The sequence below is a fragment of the Holtiella tumoricola genome, from assembly GCF_027857615.1.
Classification (GTDB): domain Bacteria; phylum Bacillota; class Clostridia; order Lachnospirales; family Cellulosilyticaceae; genus Holtiella; species Holtiella tumoricola.
The window spans coordinates 76614-98665 of record NZ_JAQIFT010000049.1 but is presented as its reverse complement, the minus strand read 5'-3'; the positions used below and the strand labels follow the sequence as shown (position 1 = coordinate 98665).

Sequence of the window (22052 nt, the reverse complement as noted above, 5' to 3'; positions counted from 1 at the left end):
CCTTTTTTCATAACCCTTTTAAAATTTATTTAATTTCTAACCTATAACTAAATTAGCAAGTGGCACACCTAAAACGAGTAATACAAGTAATACATAGGCTGACATTGCGATAGTGTATTTATAAACTTCATTAGTTTTTACCCATTCTTTATTGGAATGTAAAATAGCTGCATAAGGACATGCTGCAGGTGTTACACTTGCAATGTGTACAGTAAAGATAATGAGCATAGCTACAGGAATTGGATTAAAGCCCATTGTTGTTGCTAGAGATGATGAAATTGTAAGTAAGATAACTCCAATAACATAGTTATTACTAAAGTTTGTTGCAATCAGTGCAATAATTACGAAGATCACCATAATCATAATAGGACTTTTACCTGCTACAATACCTGAGAAAACATTGGTTAAAAAGTCTCGAATTCCTGTTTCTGGACTTGTTAAAGCAGAACCAATAACCAGTGCTGTTCCAATAATACATACCATTGGCCAGTTCATGACTCTATTCATAATCTGAGCAAATGGTAATAAAGGTTTTCCCTCTATACGAATAAGTGCTAAACAGGCTACAAGAAGTGTTACAAAACCTGCAGGCCCTAATGTATTTAAGATGTTTTTAATCCATAACCCTTCTGGTAAAAGGTTAGGTAGGAACATCCCTGCCATAAAGATAATAAGTGCACCGACTAACATCTTTTGTCTTAAATTCATAGGCGGAAGTTTTTCTTTTTCAAATAACTCTGTACGTACGGATTTTAATAAGGTAATATCCGGACGGAAAATATATTTAAACACAAGTACAAGACCTACAATAAGTACCAACCCTAATATAAGAGAAATGGTTAAGTATGAAAGTTGATTAATGGCAATACCTGATAACGCTTCAAAGTTTGTAAGCATTAAAAGTACAATCCCTCTAAATGGCATTGCCGCAAATCCAAAGAGTCCGACCATAACAACACCAACAATCATTAAGGTTGCATATTGATCACCTGGTTTATATCCAATATCTTTAAAAAGTCCATAAAGTATTGGCCAGAATAAGAAAATGGCTGTATCTGTAGAAGTTAATATGGTTAAAATATATACACCCATAAAAATCATAAACGTAAATACCCATGGTCTACCATTAATAACTTTACGTGTTACGAACCATCTACCTATGTATTTACAAATATCATTTGCATTAATTGCACCTACAAGTGCCAAGATCCCTACAACTAAAATAATTTGGTTACTCCCAAAAGATTCAGCAAATGCTTTATTCATCGGCATAAATCCTGTTAGTGCAATGGCTACGAGCCCTAATAAACTTGGCCATACAGTATCTACTGTTGTCCATAAATAAATAAGTCCTAAGAAAATCCCTAATATTTTCATTCCCATTGGTGTAATCGGATCGATAGGTGATAAATACCCAAAGCCAAACATGAATAATAAACCTATAGAACAATGACATAAGTACATCACATCTACTTTACTTTTTGTTTCGACTGCTACACCCTTTACCTCTAGAACAGCTTCCTTCGACATATTTGCTCCCTCCTTTATTTGTTAAAATAATATCATATAGTTTTGTTTTTACGATTAGTCCACGCTAATATTTTATATTTTTTTAACAAAAATATATTTTTATATAGCTATTTACGTTATAATAAAGATAGTTTTAAAATTTTATTTGTGCATTGTATGCAACCTATTTATTCAAAACAAAACGTATGCTATATTTTTATTTTGTTAATTTATTTTCAACATCTTTACCTCAGGAGGTATGCTATGAAACAACTTGACCATGAACATTTTCAAATTCTCTGTAATGCAGGTACGCTTCAAAAACTCCCCAAAGGCCATATCTTTTATGATGGTTACGATAATCTTGATGCCATCTACTGCCTAACTGATGGCCTTTGCGCCTTGATGAGCCTTAAAGATTCTGGCAAAGAACATATTTATCATTATCTCAAACCAGGTTCTATCATTGGTTTTACTCCAGCCTTTTTAGAATATACTCATGAACAAGATACAACTTCTGAAGCTTACTTTCTTCTTAAAGCCAAAAGTAACTGCACGGTATATCGTCTTGAAAAAGAGCATATTTTTGAACTCATGCAAACTTATCCACAAATCTTAAAATTTATTATGCTTTCCATGGCTAATACTTCTAGAAATTTGCTTAAACATTTCTATACCGCTCAAGAAAGTAATGCGGCTTCAAAAATTGCCTTTACCTTGCTCTCTCTTGCAGAAGAAGTAAATGGTGATTTTATATTACATAAAGAATTTAACTATCCTGAGCTTTCTAAGTACTTAGGCATTCATCATATTACCGTAGCTAGAATTATTGGTAGTTTTAAAGATGAGGGTATTATAAAAAAATTAGGCCACTCCATCAAAATTCTTGATCAAGAGGCCCTTATGGATTATGCTCAAAATAAAAAAATCCTTCAATATTAAAAAAGTCCTCAAAGCTTAACAGCTTAAGGACTTTTTTAATTGTATGTAGTCTGCTCCTGCAAAGAGAACTATTGCTATAATGGTTACCAGTATATCATATCCATCAAATGGACTATTTAAAAACAGATCATGAACAATTTCAGATCCTAATGCCCCTATAAAAATACATCCAAGAGTTATCATCATAGATTTTAACGTAAATGCTTTTTTATAATAGGTTTCATACACTTGACAAACACAACTAGCAAAGAACCATACTGCTGCAAAGTTTGGCATCACACCTAGTATAAAACCCACTCCACTTATTGCGCTTACACTCGTCTCTCTTAAAAAAATGGTCACCGCCCATAAGAGTATCCCTATAATCCCTAACACTTGTGTTAACTTTATATCCTTCATTTAATCTCCCCTTCTACATTCTTTTTTGGTTTTTTATAAGTTCTAAAGCTTTGCCCCTTACTTTGTATCCCTCTATACAACGCTATAAATCCAATGCATTCGTTTATATCTAAGTCTTACCTATGCTTTTTAGATGTCACAATATTTTTATATACTTTTATAAAATATCATATTTAATTAGATATTTCAATTTTATATTTTGGCCTTTTTGTGAGGTATCTTTTTACTTATTTTACATTGTTTCTATAAGCTTTTATTTGTTCTAAAGTTGGCATACCACCTTGTGCACTTAATTGGGTTACAGACAGGCCCGCTGCCAAGTTTGCAAAATCAATAGCTTCCCTTAATCCTGTTCCTTGTGCTAATTGATATGCAAGTGCACCATTAAAGGTATCTCCTGCACCTGTTGTATCTACTACTTCCATCTTATAAGCAGGTACATTAACCACTTCTTTCCCATCATAAAAACTTACCCCTTGTGCACCCTGGGTAACAATTAATTTATTGGGATACTTTTTAAGACATGCTTCAAGAGATTCTTCTTGCCCAAATAATATTTTGCATTCATGCTCATTAGGTGTTAAGTACGTACATTGTTCAATAAGTGCTTTGGGTAAGACCTGTGCTGGTGCTGGATTTAGAATAAGTGGAATGCCTTTTTTAGAAGTCATTTCTCCTAAATAGCATACAGCCTCTAATGGAATCTCCAACTGAGTAACAACTAAATCAGCTGCTTCTATTATCTTACGATTGGCTTCTATATAGTCTACTGTTACAGATTGATTGGCTCCTGGTACAACAATGATACTATTATCTTGTTCACTGAGTGTAATAACAGCTACACCATTTGGTCCCTCTACTTGCTTAAGATACGCAAGTTCTAAGCCCTCTTTTTGAAGCACCTCATACATTAACTTACCATTCGTATCTTGTCCAATACATCCAAGCATTGCACATGTTTCGCCTAACCTTCCAATAGTTACTGCTTGATTAGCTCCTTTTCCTCCAGGAAATGTATGAAAGTCACGTCCTGATAAGGTTTCACCTTTTTCCGGTCTTCTCTCTACTTCCACAACTAAATCTATATTTAAACTACCTACCACTACAATCATATTTAATCTCCTTTTGCATTTCATCTGCTTTATTTTTGTCCTTTTACGTGATTTATATTTTATCATACTTCATCACTCTTCATTTAAAGTCTATTGGGATTTAATAAAGTTCATAAGAAAAAGCTGATAACCTTCAACGTCTATCAGCCCTTCTTTATATTTAATACTTTAACATTTCTTCAAGTAAATGAATAAATCTAGGGGTATCAACCGCTATAGCTACCTCTACATTAGGCTGCTTCCTGGTTACATGTTCTAAGTCTATACGTGTTTGCCCTCTGTACTTTTCATCGTGTATCTCTACCTCACTATAACAGGCTGTATACGTTAATAATGGGGGGCAAATCACGCTAGCTACAGCTAATGCATCATGAAGCATAACTGTATCCTTTCCCATTTGCTTACTGAGTTGTTGTAAAAAATGTAGTAACTGCTTCACAACCTCTTTATAAGGATGTTCATATTCTAATAACTTATTCATGTTGGTTTCATTTAAAACACCTTTTGTTGTTACATCTAATCCTACCATTTTGAGAGGAATTCCTGACTCGAATACGATCTGAGCAGCTAGTGGATCTGCCCATATATTAAATTCTGCAAAAGGTGTACGATTTCCTCTTCCAGTGGAGCCACCCATAAATGTAATCGTCTTAACATGTTGAGATAAATCAGGATACTTTTTTAGTGCCTTAGCAAGATTAGTTAACGGCCCTAGTGCAATAATTTCTAATTCACCCTTTAAACTTACTGCTTTTTCATAGATAAAGTCCCATGCGTACTGCTCAATACATTTTTGATTAGATTGTGGTAATTTAACACCACCTAACCCACCTTCTCCATGAAAAGCTTCTGCACTTTCAAGTGAATGTCCCAAAGGTGATCGTGCACCGCGTATAACAGGTGCTTCTAATTCTAGGAATTTAACAATATTTAAAGCATTTTGTGTAACCTTATCACTTCCTAAATTTCCTGCTACGGTTGTAATCCCTTCTATCTTTAATTGTGGATTTTGTTTTGCTAGCATAAGTGCTACAAAATCATCTACTCCTGGATCGGTATCTATGATCACTGATAGGGCCTTCATTATCTTTTCCTCTTTCTTATCTTAATTGAATTTATCTTTAAACACTTCATTCTTTTCATTGTATCTTTTTATTCTCTATTCTATCACTTTTTTTATACATTCGTCCAATCATTTCCCTGTGCTAAAATGCCCATATAAGCATACCACATTTGATTGGCTTCTTCTTTTGAAATATTCTTTTTGCAAGCTAAATAATCTCTTAGCTTATAGGCTTTTAACATAGAATGAATATAATAGGTCACAAATTCTTTTAATCTACACTTAATCATGATCCCATCTCCTCTATTTTCCATATTAATAGCTATTACATAATTTCTTGTTCTAGACCAAAAATCTTCTTGTCTCCATTAAATTTTCTAATTTCTAACTCATAGAATAAGGACTTAAGTAAATGATCTCACTTACTTAAGTCCTCATCTTATCCTATACTTTCAACTAAATCCATCATTTCTTGTTCATTTAATGCCTCTTGGCTCCTTATGGAGTAAGTATAAGTACTATCTGTCCATACGGCTAAATAAATACCACTAGAATCACCTTTTAATGTAACCTCATCCCATTTACTATCCACATCTTCTTCTAGTGGATAATCCGTATAATCTCCACTGATGTCCTGTGTACCTTCAGCCATACGATAAGTGATTTCATTGGTAGAACTTGTATATACCACTTGTGCTATATGCCCATCTATAGTTGAAAAACTACTCATCATATAGTCACTCGGAATAGTAGGTAACTTTAATGTGAAAGGTAATGCAGCCTCAAGTTCTTCTAACGTTGCGTATTCTATAATAGGATTTGGCATACCTATGGGCATTTCTACTACTCTTTCAACAGGTTCTTCATCTACTACTACATCTATACTTTCTGATTGCTCATTCTCTACTACTTCACTTTCTTCTTTTTGTGAAGCTTGTGTCATACTTCTGAAAACAAGACCAGCTATCAAAATACTTCCTAATCCTAGTCCAGATTGCATTGATTGTTGACTATGACGTTGCATTTTGAGACCTCCATGATGTTTGATACCATCAATATATGCTCTCTTTTTCCAATTTGCTCCTAAAAATTCTATTTCTTATAAATAGATGTTCTTACTGGTAGCATCTCTTCTACCCATGCATTGGTTTCTCTATCATAGAACTTCGTATCTGAATTCACTGCAAAAGGTATGCCTGCCTCTATTAATTGTTCACTTATATATGTTGCAAAGACTACTTGTTCATGAATGGTATAATCATTTCCATCATTATAGTTACCTGGCATCCAAGCACCTACCCATGTTGGTATACCTGTTGATTGTTGCCATTCAAGTGCTAAATCAATCTTTTCATTGATAAGCACTTTTTCTTCTTCTGTTCCTATGGTCCATAGCTTACGCTCGTTGGTCTTACTCGGTCCTGAAGCATAAAAATGCCACTCTGCCATTAAGTAGCCATTATGGTTTGATGGTATTTTAAGTTCACTTAGGTACGCCGCATCCGAACGTAATCTTGGTGAAATCATAATAATCCTTGTTGGATTTGTTTGACGAATAGTTGCTACAATACGCTCATAAATTTCATTTAATTTCTCTGGTTGCTTATTTAGTGCATCTGTTGCTTCAATAAGTAAATCAAAGGAAAGAAGATGAGAAACATCTTGATAGCGCTTAGCAACGGTTTCCCACCACTTTATCACCTTTTTAATATTCTTCTCACTTGGTTCATTTTTAAATTCATCCGCTTGATATGCAATGATAGGTATTAAACCTACTTCAAGACAATCTTCTATCTGTTGATCTAAGCTTTTAAAGAGTTCTTCATCTGCTTCATCTTTTATTCTAATGCGTACATGGCTAACCCCTGCATCTTTAAAGTCTTGTGCAGCTTGTTTATTATAAGACTTACGTCCTTGTTCCGTTTTAGACCAGTCTACATCCATCCCTTGTCCTAATAACCCTTGATAACGCCATGGATCAATTGGACCTTCTGCTTCTTGTTTATTTGTAATATAAGTAATCCCATTTTCAAAGTTCACTTCACAACCTAGATTTTCTGTTACAAACCGTAAAGGTACATAAGTTCTATCATTTCTTAAACTTGCTGTCGTGGAATATACAGGCACACCCTCTCTCTCATCAATATATACTTGTTTGCCATTGATGGTTGCCTTTGGGCTTCCTATTTGTAGAGACATATGGTTATTCCCATCCTCTACTGTTACTCTTCCTGCTAGAGCATCCCATCCTGTTTTATACCCTAACCTTTCTGCCATAAGACGTAGTGGTACATGTGTACGTCCCTCTATGGTTATAGGTACACCTGTTGTAGCATCAAACTCTACTTTGACACCCTCTACAACAATATCCTCTGGCAAAGGTTGTCCATAAACCCTATACTGCTGATTTAAAAGCATTGTAGCCCCAAGTAAGCCACAGGCTACCTTTTTATGTATAAGCATTCTATTTCCTCTCATCTATTGCCTCCTAAAATTTGCTGTTTACCTTTTTATTTGAAACTTTTTTCGAACTTAATTTTATATCCATCTTTATATTATTTCTTGTATTTACTCTCACAAATTTATTTATCTTTATATCTTATTTACATTTATTCACTCCTTTTTATGTTCTAAGCTATGCCTAACCTTCTTTTTACAAACTGATCAATAATCTTAAAAGCTTCTTGTTCAACACCTACTTGCTCAAGTGCTGCTTCCATCGGACATTGACCATCTTTTGTACGATTTAAAATATAAGGTACAACTTCATCATAATGTACTGTCATTGCATAACGGCTCAATACTTCTAGTGCTGTCTTGCTAATGACTTTGGTATAAACATTGCTTACACCTAAATAAATCAGTAAATAAGCTACTGCGCGTCCTACCATTTTATCAGCTACTTCTAATATTCCTTCTGGAAGGCTTTCACACTCTGTTATATAACGCCATAAAGGCAAAACACCCTTTTCATAAGAGTTCATAATCATTTGTCCATTTTCAAAAAGTATACAACTTGCTTCTTGTTCATTCAATAATGTCTTAAGTGCTTCACGTGTCATCCTTATCTCCTTATTCTATAGCTATGCTCTTGCATCTATATTTTTTTCTTATACTATATACTCTACTCTAATCTTTTAATGTTTTCTATACTCTTTTTATAAATAAATCTGATTTACTGCAACGCCACTCCTTTAACAATCCTATCCTCTAAAAGATTGATTCTACTCAATGCATAAAGCCCCTACAGCAGATCTATTTGCTCTAGGGGCTTACTCATACTCTATTTTACAAGTTAATAAATACTTATTTCATGTAGTTTAATCTATGATTTTTAATTATTATATCGTTAATCTATTCATCTATTTTTACATAAATGCTTGAATCACCATATTTAAGATAAACAATAGGGTTACAATATACATAATAGGATGTATTTTTTTAGCTTTACCTTTAACTACCATACAAATACAATAGCAAATAAATCCTATTGCGATACCATTAGTAATACTACCTGTAAATGCCATAAAAATGAATGTAAAGAAAGCTGGTGCTGCAACCTCAAATTCATGCCATGCTATTTTTGCTAAAGATTCACTCATCATAATACCCACTACAATAAGGGCTGGTGCTGTAGCCGCTGCAGGCACAATGCCTACTATCGGACTAATAAAGATAGAAAGTAAAAATAAACAAGCTACCACAACAGAAGTTAATCCCGTCTTACCACCTACACTAATACCTGCCGCACTTTCTACATAAGTAGTTGTATTACTTGTTCCTAAAAGTGCACCAATAGAAGTTGCTGTTGCATCCGCAAAAAGCGCTCTTTCAAGTTTAGAAGAAAAACTATGACCTTTTTTAAAGACCTCTTCATCTTTTTCATCAAAAATACCAGCTTTACGTCCTGTTCCTAAAAATGTACCTATCGTATCAAATGTATCAGATAAAGACAAAGCAAAAATCGTTGAAAAAACTAAAAAGAATTTACCAGGTTCACTAAATAATCCTGCAAAATCTAGTTTTAAGAAAGTTGGCGCTATACTTGGTATTTCAAAACTCATGCCACTTAAATTTCCTACTTGTGTTACACCCATAAATATACCTATAATCGTTGTACCTAAAATGCCCCATAAGATTGCCCCATTAACCTTAAGGAGTAATAAAATAATCGTTAATACAAGACCAATTAATGCAAGCAACGCAATAGGATCGGTGAAGTTTGTTAATCCGTGTTGTACATTAATATAAATACTAGAATCTCCGCTCGTTATGCAATCTGATGCACTGGCAGAAAAGGTAATGAAATGTGCTTGCTTAAGCCCAATATAAGTAATAAAAAGTCCAATTCCCGCAGAAATAGCATATTGTAAAGAGGTTGGAATCGCATTGATAATCATTTTTCGTACTTTTGTCACCGTAATGACAATATTAATAAGCCCACATATAAAGACCATTGCTAATGCCTGTTGCCAAGTGAATCCTAAACCAAACACAATTGTAAATGTAAACATTGCATTAAGTCCCATCCCTGGTGCTTGCGCAAAAGGTACATTAGCAACTAATCCCATTACTAAGGTTCCTATAACCGCTGCCAAAATGGTGGCCATAAAGACAGCTTTTTGATCCATACCCGTTTGAGATAAAATCATAGGGTTAACAAATAGAATATAAGCCATAGTCAAATAAGTGGTTATTCCTGCAAAAATCTCTGTCTTTACTGTTGTACCATTTTCTTTAAGCTTAAAAAACCTCTCCATAATATCCCTCCAATCTCTATTCACTTCATATATATTGAAAGTGTTATAGGTTTAGACCGTAAGGACAACTTGTTAAACTAAATTTTTTGCAAATTTACAAAATAAAAAAGGCCGCTGCTTATCTGCAACAACCTTCTACTTTCGTATCATACAATATTGTACCATATTTTCATAACTAATCTCTTTTACTGTTTCAAACTCAAAATGTCTATATAAATTAATATTCTTTGCATTTTGTGTCTCTAATGTAAGTGGCAAGTTTCTAAGCTTGGCTTCTTGTATTGCATAATCCACAAGTGCCTTTGCTTTTCCAAGTCCACGATATTCTCTTTGAACAGCTAATAAGTCCAAATGTATGTAGTTCCCTTCTACATTATGATGAATCCATTCGGACGATAAGTGATGAACTGTTTTTAACATACGATAAACATCACGTACTTTAACATATCGTAAAAAATCTGTTAACCTTAATGAAGCCAAAAATAAATCTTTGTAATAAAGTGATTTACTTTTGAAGCGTTCTTCATAATAAATATAGGCTACAGCTGTCATATCTTCTGAATTTGTCACTAACTCACCATATTTACCTAATACATCTAAATACATCTTAAAGAAAACTTCTAAAGCCTCTAACCTTGTTTTATCATCGGGAAAGATATAAACATAAAGAGGATCATCATAAAACGCATCCGCAAATAAATGTGCCATACGTTTTCTAGTTAAGTTGTTTTGTTTAATCCTAATTAAAATAACATTCACCTTCTAAAATAGATTCATAATATAGACTGCAATAACAGCCACAATAGACACTTGAAGTAAACTTCCACCCAAATACGCAAGGCCTATGCTTATCCCTGCACCTACTATACCACTTAATAAGCTTCCTGTCGAATTAAAAATAGCTGGAAAAGTCATTGCAGCTAAAACAGTATAGGGCACATAGTATAAAAAGGATTGCACAAATTTGGACTGTATTTTCTTTTTCATTAAGATTAGGGGAATAACTCTTGGTAAATAGGTTACAAGAGCCATCACTCCAATCGCTAATAATATGTACATTATGTAAAATCCTCCTCATTAATTGGAAATAACCATGCCCCTATACCACTTCCTATAATGGTAATAAAGATAATCTTCCAACCATCCGTTAATTGCCTAATAAAAGGCATAAAATGGAATAATAAACTCAACCCGATTGTCAAAAGCACGACATAGCATACTGCCTTAGCTTTCTTCATACCTGGTATAATAAGGGCGATAAACATAGCATATAAAGCGATTCCCATAGCTTGTTGAATACTCATTGGTAGTAAAGATGATGCATAGGCACCACAAAAGGTACCTAATGCCCATCCTATATAAGGTCCTACAATAATCCCTAACATATGTAAAAAAGGTATTTCTTTTTTCTCAAGTGACGCAAGTGCAAACGTTTCATCTGTAATTCCAAAAGCTAAAATTAATTTTTTTCCTAATCTCATAGGTGCAAGTTTCTGGCTAATGGCAAGAGACATCAGCATATAGCGAATGTTAATCACAAATGTAGTTACAGCAATCTCTAAAAGAGGCCCACTTATAAGCATTAATTGAGTACCTGCAAATTGCCCTGCTGATGTAAAGTTTGTCATGGAAATGAGGACAGCCATAAGAGGACTTAATCCCCCTGAGGCTGCCATAATTCCAAATGTAAATGATACTGGGAAATAGCCTAATGCTATTGGCATAGCCTTTCTAAGTCCCAAAGTAAAGCGTTCTTTATTATCCATTTTTCTACTCCCCAAAGTAAATATGGCCTTTTCATTAGTTTATTTTAAGACAGAATAGAGGGCTGTCGCAAGTTCACTACATCAAGTGAACTTTTTACAACAGCCCTATATTGTACAACTATCCTACTCTATGCTAAAGTTTAATACTTTATGCCTATTTTTCTTCTGTAACAGTTTCTTCACGTTTAGGTTTTTCAAGTAAAACTTTTCTTGAAAGATTGATACGACCTTGTTTGTCAATTTCAATAACTTTAACTTGAATCATATCACCTACAGCTACCACATCTTCAACTTTTTCTACACGTTCATGTGCAAGCTGAGAAATGTGTACAAGGCCTTCTTTACCTGGTAAAAGTTCTACAAAGGCACCAAAGTTCATAAGCCTTACAACTTTACCGTTGTATACTTCTCCTGCTTCGATATCTTTTGCAATCCCTTGAATGATTTCAATTGCACGAGCAGTTTTATCCGCATCTGTACCACAGATAAATACGCGTCCATCATCTTCAATATCAATTTTAACGCCTGTTTCATCAATGATTTTATTAATCATTTTACCTTTTGGTCCGATTACTTCACTAATCTTTTCTGGGTTAATTGTGATTTGAATAATTTGTGGTGCATACTCAGAAAGTTCTGTACGTGGTGCAGCAATAGCAGGTGTCATAATCTCATCTAAGATATATAAACGGCCTTTTCTTGTTTGTTCAAATGCTTGACGAATAATTTCTGGTGTTAACCCTTGGATTTTCATATCCATTTGAATAGCTGTAATCCCTTTATGTGTTCCACCTACTTTAAAGTCCATATCTCCAAAGAAGTCTTCTAAGCCTTGGATATCTGTAAGCATTACGAAATCTTCATCTGACTCACCTGTTACAAGACCTACTGAAATACCTGCAACTGCTGATTTAAGTGGTACACCTGCTGCCATAAGAGAAAGTGATGAACCACAAATACTTGCTTGAGAAGTAGAACCATTTGAGCTTAATACTTCTGATACAGTACGAATTGCATATGGGAATTCATGTTCTGATGGTAATACTGGTAAAAGTGCACGTTCTGCAAGGGCACCATGACCTACTTCACGACGGCCTGGTGCACGTGGTGAACGGGCTTCACCTACTGAGTAAGGTGGGAAGTTATAGTGGTGCATATAACGTTTAGATACTTCTAATTCATCTAAACCATCTAATGTTTGTGTATCTGCTAAAGGTCCAAGTGTTGTAAGTGTTAATACTTGTGTTTGTCCTCTAGTAAACATACCTGATCCGTGTACACGTGGAATTAAATCGATATCAGCTGCAAGTGGACGAATTTCGTCTAATGCACGACCATCTGGACGTTTATGTTCTTTTAAGATCATACGACGTACTGTTTTCTTTTCGAAGTTGTAGAACACTTCACCAAGCTGAGCTAAATGTTCTTCTTTACCTTCTGCTGTTAATTTTTCAATGATTTCATCTTTAATTGCTTTAAGTTGTGTTTCACGAACTTGTTTATCATCTGTAAATACAGCAGTTTCCATACGTTCATCACCAATCATTGCAATGATTTCGTTTTGAATATCTGCTGGTACTGTACATGTTGTATAATTATCTTTTTTAGCTTTACCACAGTCAGCTTTAATCTCGTTAATAAATTGAACGATTTCTTGGTTTACTGCATGTGCTTTCATAATTGCATCAAACATAAGATCTTCTGCTACTTCATTTGCTCCAGCTTCAATCATCATAACTTTTGTACTACTTGATGAAACAGTTAAAGCAAGGTCACTTACTTCTCTTTGAGCTGAAGTTGGGTTGATGATGAGTTCTCCATCTACTAAACCAACTTGTACAGAACCTACTGGACCTGCAAATGGAATATCTGAAATATCTACAACAAGTGAAGCTGCAATCATAGCTGTTACTTCTGGACTACAATCTTGGTCTACAGACATAACAGTTGTTGTAATAACAACATCATTACGGTAATCTTTTGGGAAAAGTGGACGCATTGGACGGTCAATAACACGTGATGTAAGAATCGCACGTTCTGATGGACGTCCCTCACGTTTAATGTATCCTCCTGGAATTCTTCCTACTGCATAGAACTTTTCTTCATAGTTTACACTAAGAGGGAAAAAGTCAATCCCTTCTTTTGGTTCATCACTTGCTACTACTGTAGCTAAAATAGTTGTTTCACCATAACTTACTAATGCACTACCATTTGCAAGACCAGCCATTTTGCCAATTTCCACTTTAAGTGGTCTACCTGCTAATGTAGTTGAATAATTTTTTACCATAACAATACCCCTTTCGATTATCTTGAGGCATCTCACATCGCTTGCGCAATCTTATAAATCTTTAAGCACTTAAAGATTTGTAACATTGCACAATAAGTATGCGTCTGCCCCATTAGTATTACAAAAAAGGGCGGAAACCTCCGCCCTGTCCTGTCAAAGTTATTATTTTCTGATTCCTAATTCTTTGATGATTGCACGGTATCTTTCGATGTCTGTTCTGATTAAGTAATCTAAAAGACCTCTTCTTTTACCGATCATTAAGAATAAACCACGACGTGAATGGTGGTCTTTTTTGTGTGTACGTAAGTGATCTGTTAAGTGGTTGATTCTTTCTGTAAGAAGTGCGATTTGTACTTCTGGAGAACCAGTATCGTTAGCAGTTCTTGCGTATTTTTGCATAAGTTCTTGTTTGAATTCTTTAGTCATTGTGACTTCCTCCTAAGTTTGTAAGTGTTCCATTTACTAAGATAAAGGTCGGAGTGTCCAAAATCTGAGTAATGGTCTAAATCCTTAAATAGTATAGCATACAGGGTGTAGCTTGTAAACTACTTCCTCATTTTCGCTAAAAAATTTCTCACTACTTTTGTATCTGCAGCAATTTGATTTGAAAGTTCTTCAATTCCAGTAAATTTCTTTTCAGGTCGAATGAAGCAATGGAAGGAAACTTCTATCTCCACACCATATAAATCTCCTTCAAAATCCATAAGATGTGTCTCTATCATCTTCACATTGCCACCTACAGTTGGATTATATCCTACATTAGTTATTCCCATATATACATGATTATATACCTTCACTGTTGTAGCATATACACCATTTGGTGGATGAATACGATCTGGGTCTGCAATAATGTTTAAAGTCGGAAATCCAATTGTACGTCCTAACTTCTTACCATGTACAACAGTTCCAATGATTGTATAGGGGTGTCCCAATAAGTCCTCAGCTTCTTCCATCTTACCTTCACTAATAAGACTTCGAATATGTGTACTTGATATAACTTCCCCTTCTATTTTAACGGTATCTACTACAATAATTTCCACATCGTACTTCTCACCAAGACCACGCATACAAGTTACATTACCAGCTTTACCTTTACCAAAGAAATAATTACTTCCTATAACAATAGCACGTGCATGTAACTTATCAACAAGTACCTCTTTAAAAAATTGCTCTGGACTAATTGATGCAAAAGATTTAGTAAATGGATATTCAATAAACACATCCATTCCTTCCTCTTTAATTTTATGTTTGCGATCTTGTCTAGACATAACAAGAGGCTTTGGTTGATTTCCAAGCACCCATGTAGGATGTGGATAAAAGGAAAGTGCAACTGCTAAAAGATTCTTGGCTTTTGCTAAGTCTTTAGCTACTTGCAAAAGTTTTTGATGTCCTTTATGTACACCATCAAAATTTCCTAATACAACTACACTTTCATTTCCAAGTTCTAGTGTTGTTTCCCCACACTTATATTGCACAGTCCCACCTCCTTTTGGTACCATCATGTACCTTTAAAATGAACTACATAAAGTTTCTTTCCATTGTTAATTGTTGTTTAGCCTCATTGATTGTATAAAGACCTATAAATTTCCCTTCATTATCGTAAACACGTATGAAGTCTACTGGTTCTTTCGGTAACGCAACAGCTGCTTTAAAGCTTAGTGGATTACCATTATACAATATTTTATTATAGTCTTCTTTAATCGTCACTTCAGGATATTTTTTAAATAATGCTTCTATTGTATGCATATAAGGTGTAATTTCTTCTTTATAGGTCTCAAGTTGTTTAAGAGTAATGCTATCTTCAAGCATATACTGTCCTACCCTGGTTCTTAGAAGGGTCTCCATATAGGCACCGCATCCTAATTTTTTACCTATATCTGTACAAAGTGTGCGAATATACGTGCCTTTAGAACAATCTACCCGAATTTTAAAAGCTGTTTCATCTATCCATTCTATGACATCACATTGCATAATAGTGACTTCACGACTAGGGCGATCTACAACAATTCCTTTACGCGCCAATTCATAAAGACGTACTCCATTTACTTTGATTGCTGAGTACATAGGTGGAATTTGAGTATATGCTCCTTCAAAACTTTTAACAACTTCTAGGATTTGTTCCTTTGTTACTTGAACAGGAAACGTTTCTAAAATTTCACCTGACGCATCTTCTGTTGTTGTGTATGCACCTAAACGTACAGTTGCTTCGTAGCATTTATCTGCATCTGTTAAATAGGGAACAACTTTGGTTGCTTTACCAATACAAATTGGAAGTACACCTTCTGCATCTGGATCTAGCGTACCAGTGTGCCCAATCTTACGTTCACGCAAAATGCCACGTGCTTTAGCTACAACGTCATGAGAAGTGAATCCCTTTTCTTTGTAAATATTAATGATACCACTTTGCATAAACATCCTCTTTCTAGCTACTCATCATTTCTTTTAATTTATCTTTTACAAGGCGGGTTGCTCCCTCTAAAGTACCATCAATTGTGGCACCAGCAGCTAAGATGTGACCACCTCCACCAAACTGAGCACAAAAGCTAGCTACATCATAAGGTGGATTTGCACGCATACTTAACTTATAACTGTTTTCACCTTTTGGGTAAATAAAGGCCATAACCTCTATTCCCTCAATATTTTTAAGATAGCTTACTACACCATCTACATCTTCTTTAGTAGCTCCACTTTTTACAAGTTCATCTTGTGATAATGTTGCAAGATAAATACCCTTTTCATCTAAGCATTCTAAATGACTCACTGCCATGCCTTGTAACTTAACTGTTGCAAGGGACTTCTCATGAATAAGTTTACGGTATATTGCTGGTGCATCAAAATCTAATTCAATGAGTTTAGCTGCTGCTAAATGGGTACTAGGTGCTGTACAATTATGCATAAAACCACCAGTATCTGTTACAAGCCCTGTATAAAGTGCTTGTCCAAGAGGTACATTTATTTCTAAACCTAATGCAAAAACTAATTGATAAATCACTTCACATGTTGAAGAAGCCTCTTTTTCTACTATATTATATGCACCATAAAATGTGTTTGTCATATGATGATCAATATTAATGGTTGTATGTGCGTCCTTAAAATAAGCTTTGTAACCTACTAACCTATCAACATCTCCACAATCTAGTGCAATAAATGTATCTACTGGTTGTTCTAAGCTTGTTGCCCAATTACAAGTTTCTATTAAGTAACTTAACTTCTTAATAGGTTCTTCTAATAAAATAGTATAAGGTTTATCCATTAAAGCACAAATTTGTCCCATAGCCACCATAGCCCCGATGGCATCACCATCGGGGTTAGTATGTGCACTTATTGTTAGATGCTTTGCTGCTTTAATGGTTTCAATAACTTGACTAAACATAGTCTTAGTTATGACCTTTTATTGCATCATCAATCATCTTAGACATTTTCATACCATAAGCGATTGTTTCATCTAATTTAAAAATAAGTTGTGGTGTATTACGTAAATTAATACGTCTTGCAATTTCTTTGCGTAAGAAGCCACCTGCTGCATTGAGTCCAGCAATTGCTTCTTCTTTTTTGTCTTCTTGTAAAACACTAATAAAGACTTTAGCAAATTTTAAATCATTTGTTGTTTCTACGTCCATAACAGAAACCATAGCACCTGATACACGAGGGTCTTTAATTTCTGAACGAACAATTTCTGAAAGTTCTTTGCGAATTTCTTCGTTTATCTTAATGATACGTTGACTAGCCATTTAATTCTCCACTTCCTATCTTGGAACTTCTTCCATAATGAAGGCTTCTGCAATGTCGCCTTCTTTAATGTCATTGAAACGTTCAAACATAAGACCACATTCGTATCCAGTATTAACTTCTTTAACGTCATCTTTGAAACGTTTTAATGATGCAAGCTTACCTTCATAAACTACGATACCGTCACGAACAATACGTACACCACTATGACGTCCTACTTTACCATCTAATACGTATCCACCTGCAACTGTACCTACACCAGATACTTTGAATGTTTGACGTACTTCAATATGTCCTGTTACTTTTTCTACGAATTCAGGATCAAGCATACCTTTCATCGCTGATTTAATATCTTCAATCGCATTGTAGATAACACGGTAAAGACGAATATCAACTTCTTCACGGTCTGCAATTGCTTTTGTTGCAGTATCAGGTCTTACGTTGAAACCAATGATGATCGCACCTGATGCAGATGCAAGCATTAAGTCAGATTCTGTGATTGCCCCAACAGCACCGTGGATAATACGAATACGTACTTCTTCATTTGAAAGACGTTCTAAACTTTGTTTTACTGCTTCAACAGAACCTTGTACGTCTGCTTTAACAATAAGATTAAGTTCTTTCATTTGTCCTTCTTGGATTTGGTTATAAAGGTCATCTAAAGATACTTTTTGTTGTGATTGTCCAAGGATTTGAAGTCTACCTTGAGCTTTTACTTTATCAGCTGCTTGACGTGCTTGTTTATCGCTATTTGCTACATAGAACATATCACCAGCTACTGGTACTTCAGATAAACCTAAGATTTCTACTGGTGTAGAAGGACCTGCTTTTTTCACTTGACGACCTTTGTCATCTACCATCGCACGAATACGACCATATGCACATCCAGCTACAATAGGATCTCCTACTTTAAGCGTACCGCGTTGTACAAGTACAGTTGCAACTGGTCCACGACCTTTATCAAGCTGTGCTTCAACAATTGTACCACGTGCTTTACAGTTAGGATTTGCTTTATAGTTGTTCATTTCTGCAACTAAAAGTACCATTTCAAGAAGGTTATCAAGACCTTCTCCTTTAACAGCTGATACTGGTACACAGATTGTGTCACCGCCCCAGTCTTCTACTAAAAGTCCTTGATCAGCAAGTTCTTGTTTAACACGGTCAGGGTTTGCACCTTGTTTATCCATTTTATTGATTGCAACAATAATTTCAACACCTGCTGCACGTGCATGGTTAATCGCTTCAATTGTTTGAGGCATAACACCATCATCTGCAGCAACAACTAAGATTGCAATATCTGTTACTTGAGCACCACGCATACGCATTGCTGTGAAAGCCTCATGCCCTGGTGTATCAAGGAAAGTGATTTTCTTACCATTTAATGTAACTGTTGAAGCACCGATATGTTGTGTAATACCACCTGCTTCTCTTGTTGTTACGTGTGTTGAACGAATTGCATCAAGAAGAGATGTTTTACCATGGTCAACGTGTCCCATTACTACTACTACTGGAGGTCTTGCTTCTAAATCTTCTTCTTTATCTTCAACTTCTTTAAAGATTTCTTCTAGTAAATCTTTTTCTTCTTCTAATTCTACAATAATATCAAATTCTTCTGCTACTTGTGCTGCAAGTTCAAAGTCGATTTCTTGATTAATTGTAGCCATTTTACCTTTTTTCATAAGGTTTTTAATAAGTTCAATTGCTGCCATATTCATTTTGTCAGCTAAATCACGAATACTAATATTCGCAGGGATTTCGATTACTTTAATATCTTCGTTTAAGTTTTTGTTTTCATTATCAAAATTTTGTTGTCCCATATTTCCTGCCTTTTCTAACTTTTTATTTTTATTTTTCTTTTTATTCTTACCTTTAGTAGATTTAACTTGATGCGTTAAATCTGGCCTGGTGCGTTCCTTAGTAGTTCGCGGATCGGCTATTTGTGTTGATTGTTGTAATGGCTCTTCTTGCTTTTTCAAAGTTTCTTTAGCCTTTTCAAGTTCAGATAATGTAGGTGTGGGTGGCTTAATGACTTCTTCAGATTCAACTTTTTTTTCATTAGTAGGTTCTTCTTGTGCATAGTATTCCATGATTAGATTCACTTCATCCTCTTGCAATGAACTCATATGGCTATGTACTTCAAAACCATATTCTTTTAATTTATCAAGTATCTCTTTTGTACTTATATCAAGTTGTTTCGCGATTTCATATACTCTCACTTTTGACATGAATCCACCTCCATAAACTTTTACATGTTATCCATCACTTTTAATCATCTCAGTTATCTTCTCCGCTAGTTTTTCATCTTTTATTCCAATAACAACTCGGGTTTCTTTACCTAACATACGTCCAAGTTCATTGCGATCGCCCCATACAAAAAATGGAATCTGACGATAGCTACATTTATCAGTAAATAATTTTAAAGTATTTTTTGAAGCATCTTCTGTCACTATAACAAGTTTTACCTGTTCACTCAGTACTGCTTGTTTAACAGCAAATTCACCTGAAATCAGATGTCTTGCTTTTTGACAAAGACCAATAAGTTGATAGATTCTAGGATTATTCATTTGCTTCAAACTCTTTTCTAAGTTGGTTATAAATTTCTTTGTCTACACTTGTTTTATATGAGCGTTCTAGCCCCTTATTTTTTTCAGCTTGGGTGAGACAATCGATGTTTTTACAGATATAAGCCCCTCTTCCAGCTTTTTTACCTGTAAAATCAAGTGAAAAGTTTCCTTCACTGTCTCTGACAATACGTATCATTTCACGTTTATCTTTCATTTCACCGCAACCTGTGCATTTACGTAAAGGAATTTTTTTCGCTTTCATCATTAGAATTCTTCACCCTCACTTGGTTCTGGTTGACTTTTAATATCTATTTTCCATCCTGTTAATTTAGCAGCAAGACGAACATTTTGACCGCCTTTACCGATTGCTAAAGTTAAAATGTTTTCTGGAACAATAACTTTTGCACTTCTTTCTGTTCCACGCTCTGTTTCAGTTTCTTCTAAAGCAACTTCTAAAACTTTTGCTGGGCTAAGTGCTGCTTCAATAAACTCTTTTGGTTCTTCACTCCAACGTACAACGTCGATTTTCTCTCCGTTAAGCTCTTCTACTACTAAGCTAATACGTTTACCTTTTTCACCTACACATGCACCTACTGGATCTACATTAGGATCATTTGAGTGTACAGCAATTTTTGTACGTGAACCAGCTTCTCTTGCGATACTCTTAATCACAACTGTACCTTCTTTAATCTCTACAACTTCTTGCTCAAAAAGACGTTTTACAAGGTCTGGATGTGTACGAGATACAATAACTTGTGCCCCACCTTTTTGTTTACCATCTGGACGTTGCTCATTTTTATTAAAGTCTTTTACGTTAAGTAAGTAGAATGCTTTTTGTGGAAGGCCTTCTTGTTCTCCCATTATATCTTCAAATGTTTCATTTGGAATAGATTCTGTTAATGGTAATGAAGCTTCAGTGTGGTCAAGTTGGATAATAAATCCATTTTTATCTTTTCTTAATACTTGACCTTTAACAAGGTCATTAAGTCTAACACTATATTCATTATAGACCATTTCACGTTCAGCTTCTTTGATTTTTTGAATAACAACTTGTTTTGCATTTTGTGCAGCAATACGTCCAAAGTTTCTTGGTGTAATTTCAACATCTACAACGTCATCTACATCAATAATTGGGTTGATTTTTTTAGCATCTGATACACTAATTTCTGCAATATCAACAAGTACATCTTCATCTTCTACTACACGCTTAACAGAGTAAACTTTTACGTCACCTGTTTGCTCATTAATGTCCACACGGATTACTGGTTTAACAGGTCCTACGTTACCAAAATGCTTTTTACAAGCAGCTTCAATAGATTGACGAATCGCATCAAATAATTTATCTCTATTAATTCCTTTTGACTTAGCAATCTGATCAATTGCTAACATAAAATCTTGATTCATTATAATCCTCCTATAATAAGCTATTTAGAATAAAATAGCCAATCTTACTACAACTACATTTTTCATTGGAATTTCAATTGTTTCCCCTTCTTCATCGCAAATAGTTAAAAGCTCATCTGTTTTGCTTATAAGTTCACCTTGAAGAGTTTTTTGTTTATTAATAGGGGTGTAGAGTTTAACATCTACCACTTCACCATTAAAGCGTTCAAAATCTTTGTCTTTCTTAATTACACGGTCAAGGCCAGGAGAACTTACTTCTAACATATAAGCTGGCTCAATAATATCTTTTTCATCTAAGACTGGTTCAATCGTACGGCTAGTTACTCTACAATCTTCAATTGTTATGCCGCCTTCTTTATCAATATAGATACGAAGATAGAAGGTTGGTCCTTCTTTTACAAACTCCACATCTACAAGCTCATAATTGAATTCTGCAAGTATAGGCTCAAGATATTTAGTTACTTCATCGACTATTTGTTTTTTGTTCATACCAATCATCCTCTCATACAAATAGTTT

At 34.8% G+C, this 22052-nt stretch carries 24 protein-coding genes; 1 reads left to right on the top strand and 23 read right to left on the bottom strand.

Translation table 11 applies throughout. The annotated features are described in order from the left end of the window. Positions 1–36: 36 nt before the first annotated feature. Positions 37–1530: an SLC13 family permease gene (locus PBV87_RS14240; RefSeq protein ID WP_053983874.1), complete on the bottom strand. Its 1494-nt coding sequence runs from the start codon at positions 1528–1530 to the stop codon at positions 37–39. A gap of 243 nt (positions 1531–1773) precedes the next feature. On the opposite strand from PBV87_RS14240, the gene PBV87_RS14235 reads away from it, so the two are divergent. Beyond that, positions 1774–2451: a Crp/Fnr family transcriptional regulator gene (locus tag PBV87_RS14235; RefSeq protein ID WP_271012693.1), complete on the top strand. Its 678-nt coding sequence runs from the start codon at positions 1774–1776 to the stop codon at positions 2449–2451. 15 nt (positions 2452–2466) lie between these two features. Here the strand turns inward: PBV87_RS14235 and PBV87_RS14230 are convergent, their stop codons facing one another. The 22 genes from PBV87_RS14230 to PBV87_RS14125 form a co-directional block, all read right to left on the bottom strand. Continuing rightward, entirely contained in the window at positions 2467–2850 is a 384-nt protein-coding gene (locus PBV87_RS14230; protein ID WP_053983876.1) for a hypothetical protein, read from the bottom strand. Between the two features lie 227 nt (positions 2851–3077). After that, positions 3078–3962 carry a ribokinase gene (rbsK, locus tag PBV87_RS14225; protein WP_271012692.1) on the bottom strand — a complete coding sequence of 295 codons (885 nt, stop codon included), beginning with the start codon at positions 3960–3962 and terminating at the stop codon, positions 3078–3080. 160 nt (positions 3963–4122) lie between these two features. Beyond that, positions 4123–5046 carry a nucleoside hydrolase gene (locus tag PBV87_RS14220; RefSeq protein WP_271012691.1) on the bottom strand — a complete coding sequence of 308 codons (924 nt, stop codon included), beginning with the start codon at positions 5044–5046 and terminating at the stop codon, positions 4123–4125. A gap of 92 nt (positions 5047–5138) precedes the next feature. Further along, complete coding sequence (locus tag PBV87_RS14215; RefSeq protein ID WP_271012690.1) at positions 5139–5315, bottom strand: hypothetical protein; 177 nt, start codon at positions 5313–5315, stop codon at positions 5139–5141. Between the two features lie 149 nt (positions 5316–5464). Next, entirely contained in the window at positions 5465–6049 is a 585-nt protein-coding gene (locus tag PBV87_RS14210) for a hypothetical protein (RefSeq protein WP_271012689.1), read from the bottom strand. A 68-nt stretch (positions 6050–6117) separates the two neighbouring features. Then, positions 6118–7503 (bottom strand): stalk domain-containing protein, encoded by a 1386-nt coding sequence (locus PBV87_RS14205; protein WP_271012688.1) that lies wholly within the window; start codon positions 7501–7503, stop codon positions 6118–6120. Positions 7504–7655: 152 nt separating this feature from the next. Continuing rightward, positions 7656–8087, bottom strand: a complete 432-nt coding sequence (locus PBV87_RS14200) for a DUF1893 domain-containing protein (protein ID WP_271012687.1) — start codon at positions 8085–8087, stop codon at positions 7656–7658. A 306-nt stretch (positions 8088–8393) separates the two neighbouring features. Then, positions 8394–9785 carry an NCS2 family permease gene (locus PBV87_RS14195; protein WP_053983882.1) on the bottom strand — a complete coding sequence of 464 codons (1392 nt, stop codon included), beginning with the start codon at positions 9783–9785 and terminating at the stop codon, positions 8394–8396. A 135-nt stretch (positions 9786–9920) separates the two neighbouring features. Further along, entirely contained in the window at positions 9921–10544 is a 624-nt protein-coding gene (locus PBV87_RS22925; protein WP_198524886.1) for a GNAT family N-acetyltransferase, read from the bottom strand. Between the two features lie 3 nt (positions 10545–10547). After that, positions 10548–10844 carry an AzlD domain-containing protein gene (locus PBV87_RS14185; protein ID WP_053983884.1) on the bottom strand — a complete coding sequence of 99 codons (297 nt, stop codon included), beginning with the start codon at positions 10842–10844 and terminating at the stop codon, positions 10548–10550. Next, on the bottom strand, positions 10844–11551 hold the full coding sequence (locus PBV87_RS14180) for an AzlC family ABC transporter permease (protein ID WP_271012686.1): 708 nt from the start codon (positions 11549–11551) through the stop codon (positions 10844–10846). The genes PBV87_RS14185 and PBV87_RS14180 overlap by 1 nt, the downstream gene beginning before the upstream one ends. Positions 11552–11705: 154 nt before the next feature. Continuing rightward, the gene (locus PBV87_RS14175; RefSeq protein ID WP_271012685.1) at positions 11706–13838 is read right to left on the bottom strand and encodes a polyribonucleotide nucleotidyltransferase; all 2133 of its coding nucleotides are present in this window, start codon (positions 13836–13838) and stop codon (positions 11706–11708) included. A gap of 162 nt (positions 13839–14000) precedes the next feature. Further along, the gene (gene rpsO, locus PBV87_RS14170; protein ID WP_053983887.1) at positions 14001–14264 is read right to left on the bottom strand and encodes a 30S ribosomal protein S15; all 264 of its coding nucleotides are present in this window, start codon (positions 14262–14264) and stop codon (positions 14001–14003) included. A gap of 119 nt (positions 14265–14383) precedes the next feature. Then, a complete protein-coding gene (locus PBV87_RS14165) occupies positions 14384–15313 on the bottom strand; it encodes a bifunctional riboflavin kinase/FAD synthetase (RefSeq protein WP_271012684.1) in 930 nt (309 codons plus the stop codon). A 43-nt stretch (positions 15314–15356) separates the two neighbouring features. Then, entirely contained in the window at positions 15357–16247 is an 891-nt protein-coding gene (gene truB / locus PBV87_RS14160) for a tRNA pseudouridine(55) synthase TruB (RefSeq protein ID WP_271012683.1), read from the bottom strand. 13 nt (positions 16248–16260) lie between these two features. Beyond that, positions 16261–17211: a DHH family phosphoesterase gene (locus PBV87_RS14155; protein ID WP_271012682.1), complete on the bottom strand. Its 951-nt coding sequence runs from the start codon at positions 17209–17211 to the stop codon at positions 16261–16263. A gap of 4 nt (positions 17212–17215) precedes the next feature. Next, positions 17216–17569 carry a 30S ribosome-binding factor RbfA gene (rbfA, locus tag PBV87_RS14150; RefSeq protein WP_053983891.1) on the bottom strand — a complete coding sequence of 118 codons (354 nt, stop codon included), beginning with the start codon at positions 17567–17569 and terminating at the stop codon, positions 17216–17218. A gap of 15 nt (positions 17570–17584) precedes the next feature. Beyond that, positions 17585–19792, bottom strand: coding sequence for a translation initiation factor IF-2 (gene infB, locus PBV87_RS14145; RefSeq protein ID WP_053983892.1), 2208 nt, complete (start codon positions 19790–19792; stop codon positions 17585–17587). A 27-nt stretch (positions 19793–19819) separates the two neighbouring features. Next, positions 19820–20131 carry a L7Ae/L30e/S12e/Gadd45 family ribosomal protein gene (locus PBV87_RS14140; protein ID WP_053983893.1) on the bottom strand — a complete coding sequence of 104 codons (312 nt, stop codon included), beginning with the start codon at positions 20129–20131 and terminating at the stop codon, positions 19820–19822. Further along, complete coding sequence (rnpM, locus tag PBV87_RS14135; RefSeq protein WP_053986290.1) at positions 20124–20393, bottom strand: RNase P modulator RnpM; 270 nt, start codon at positions 20391–20393, stop codon at positions 20124–20126. Before rnpM ends, PBV87_RS14140 begins: the two co-directional genes overlap by 8 nt. 2 nt (positions 20394–20395) lie before the next feature. Beyond that, a complete protein-coding gene (nusA, locus tag PBV87_RS14130) occupies positions 20396–21535 on the bottom strand; it encodes a transcription termination factor NusA (RefSeq protein WP_271012681.1) in 1140 nt (379 codons plus the stop codon). A gap of 24 nt (positions 21536–21559) precedes the next feature. Further along, entirely contained in the window at positions 21560–22024 is a 465-nt protein-coding gene (locus tag PBV87_RS14125; protein ID WP_271012680.1) for a ribosome maturation factor RimP, read from the bottom strand. Positions 22025–22052 lie beyond the last annotated feature (28 nt).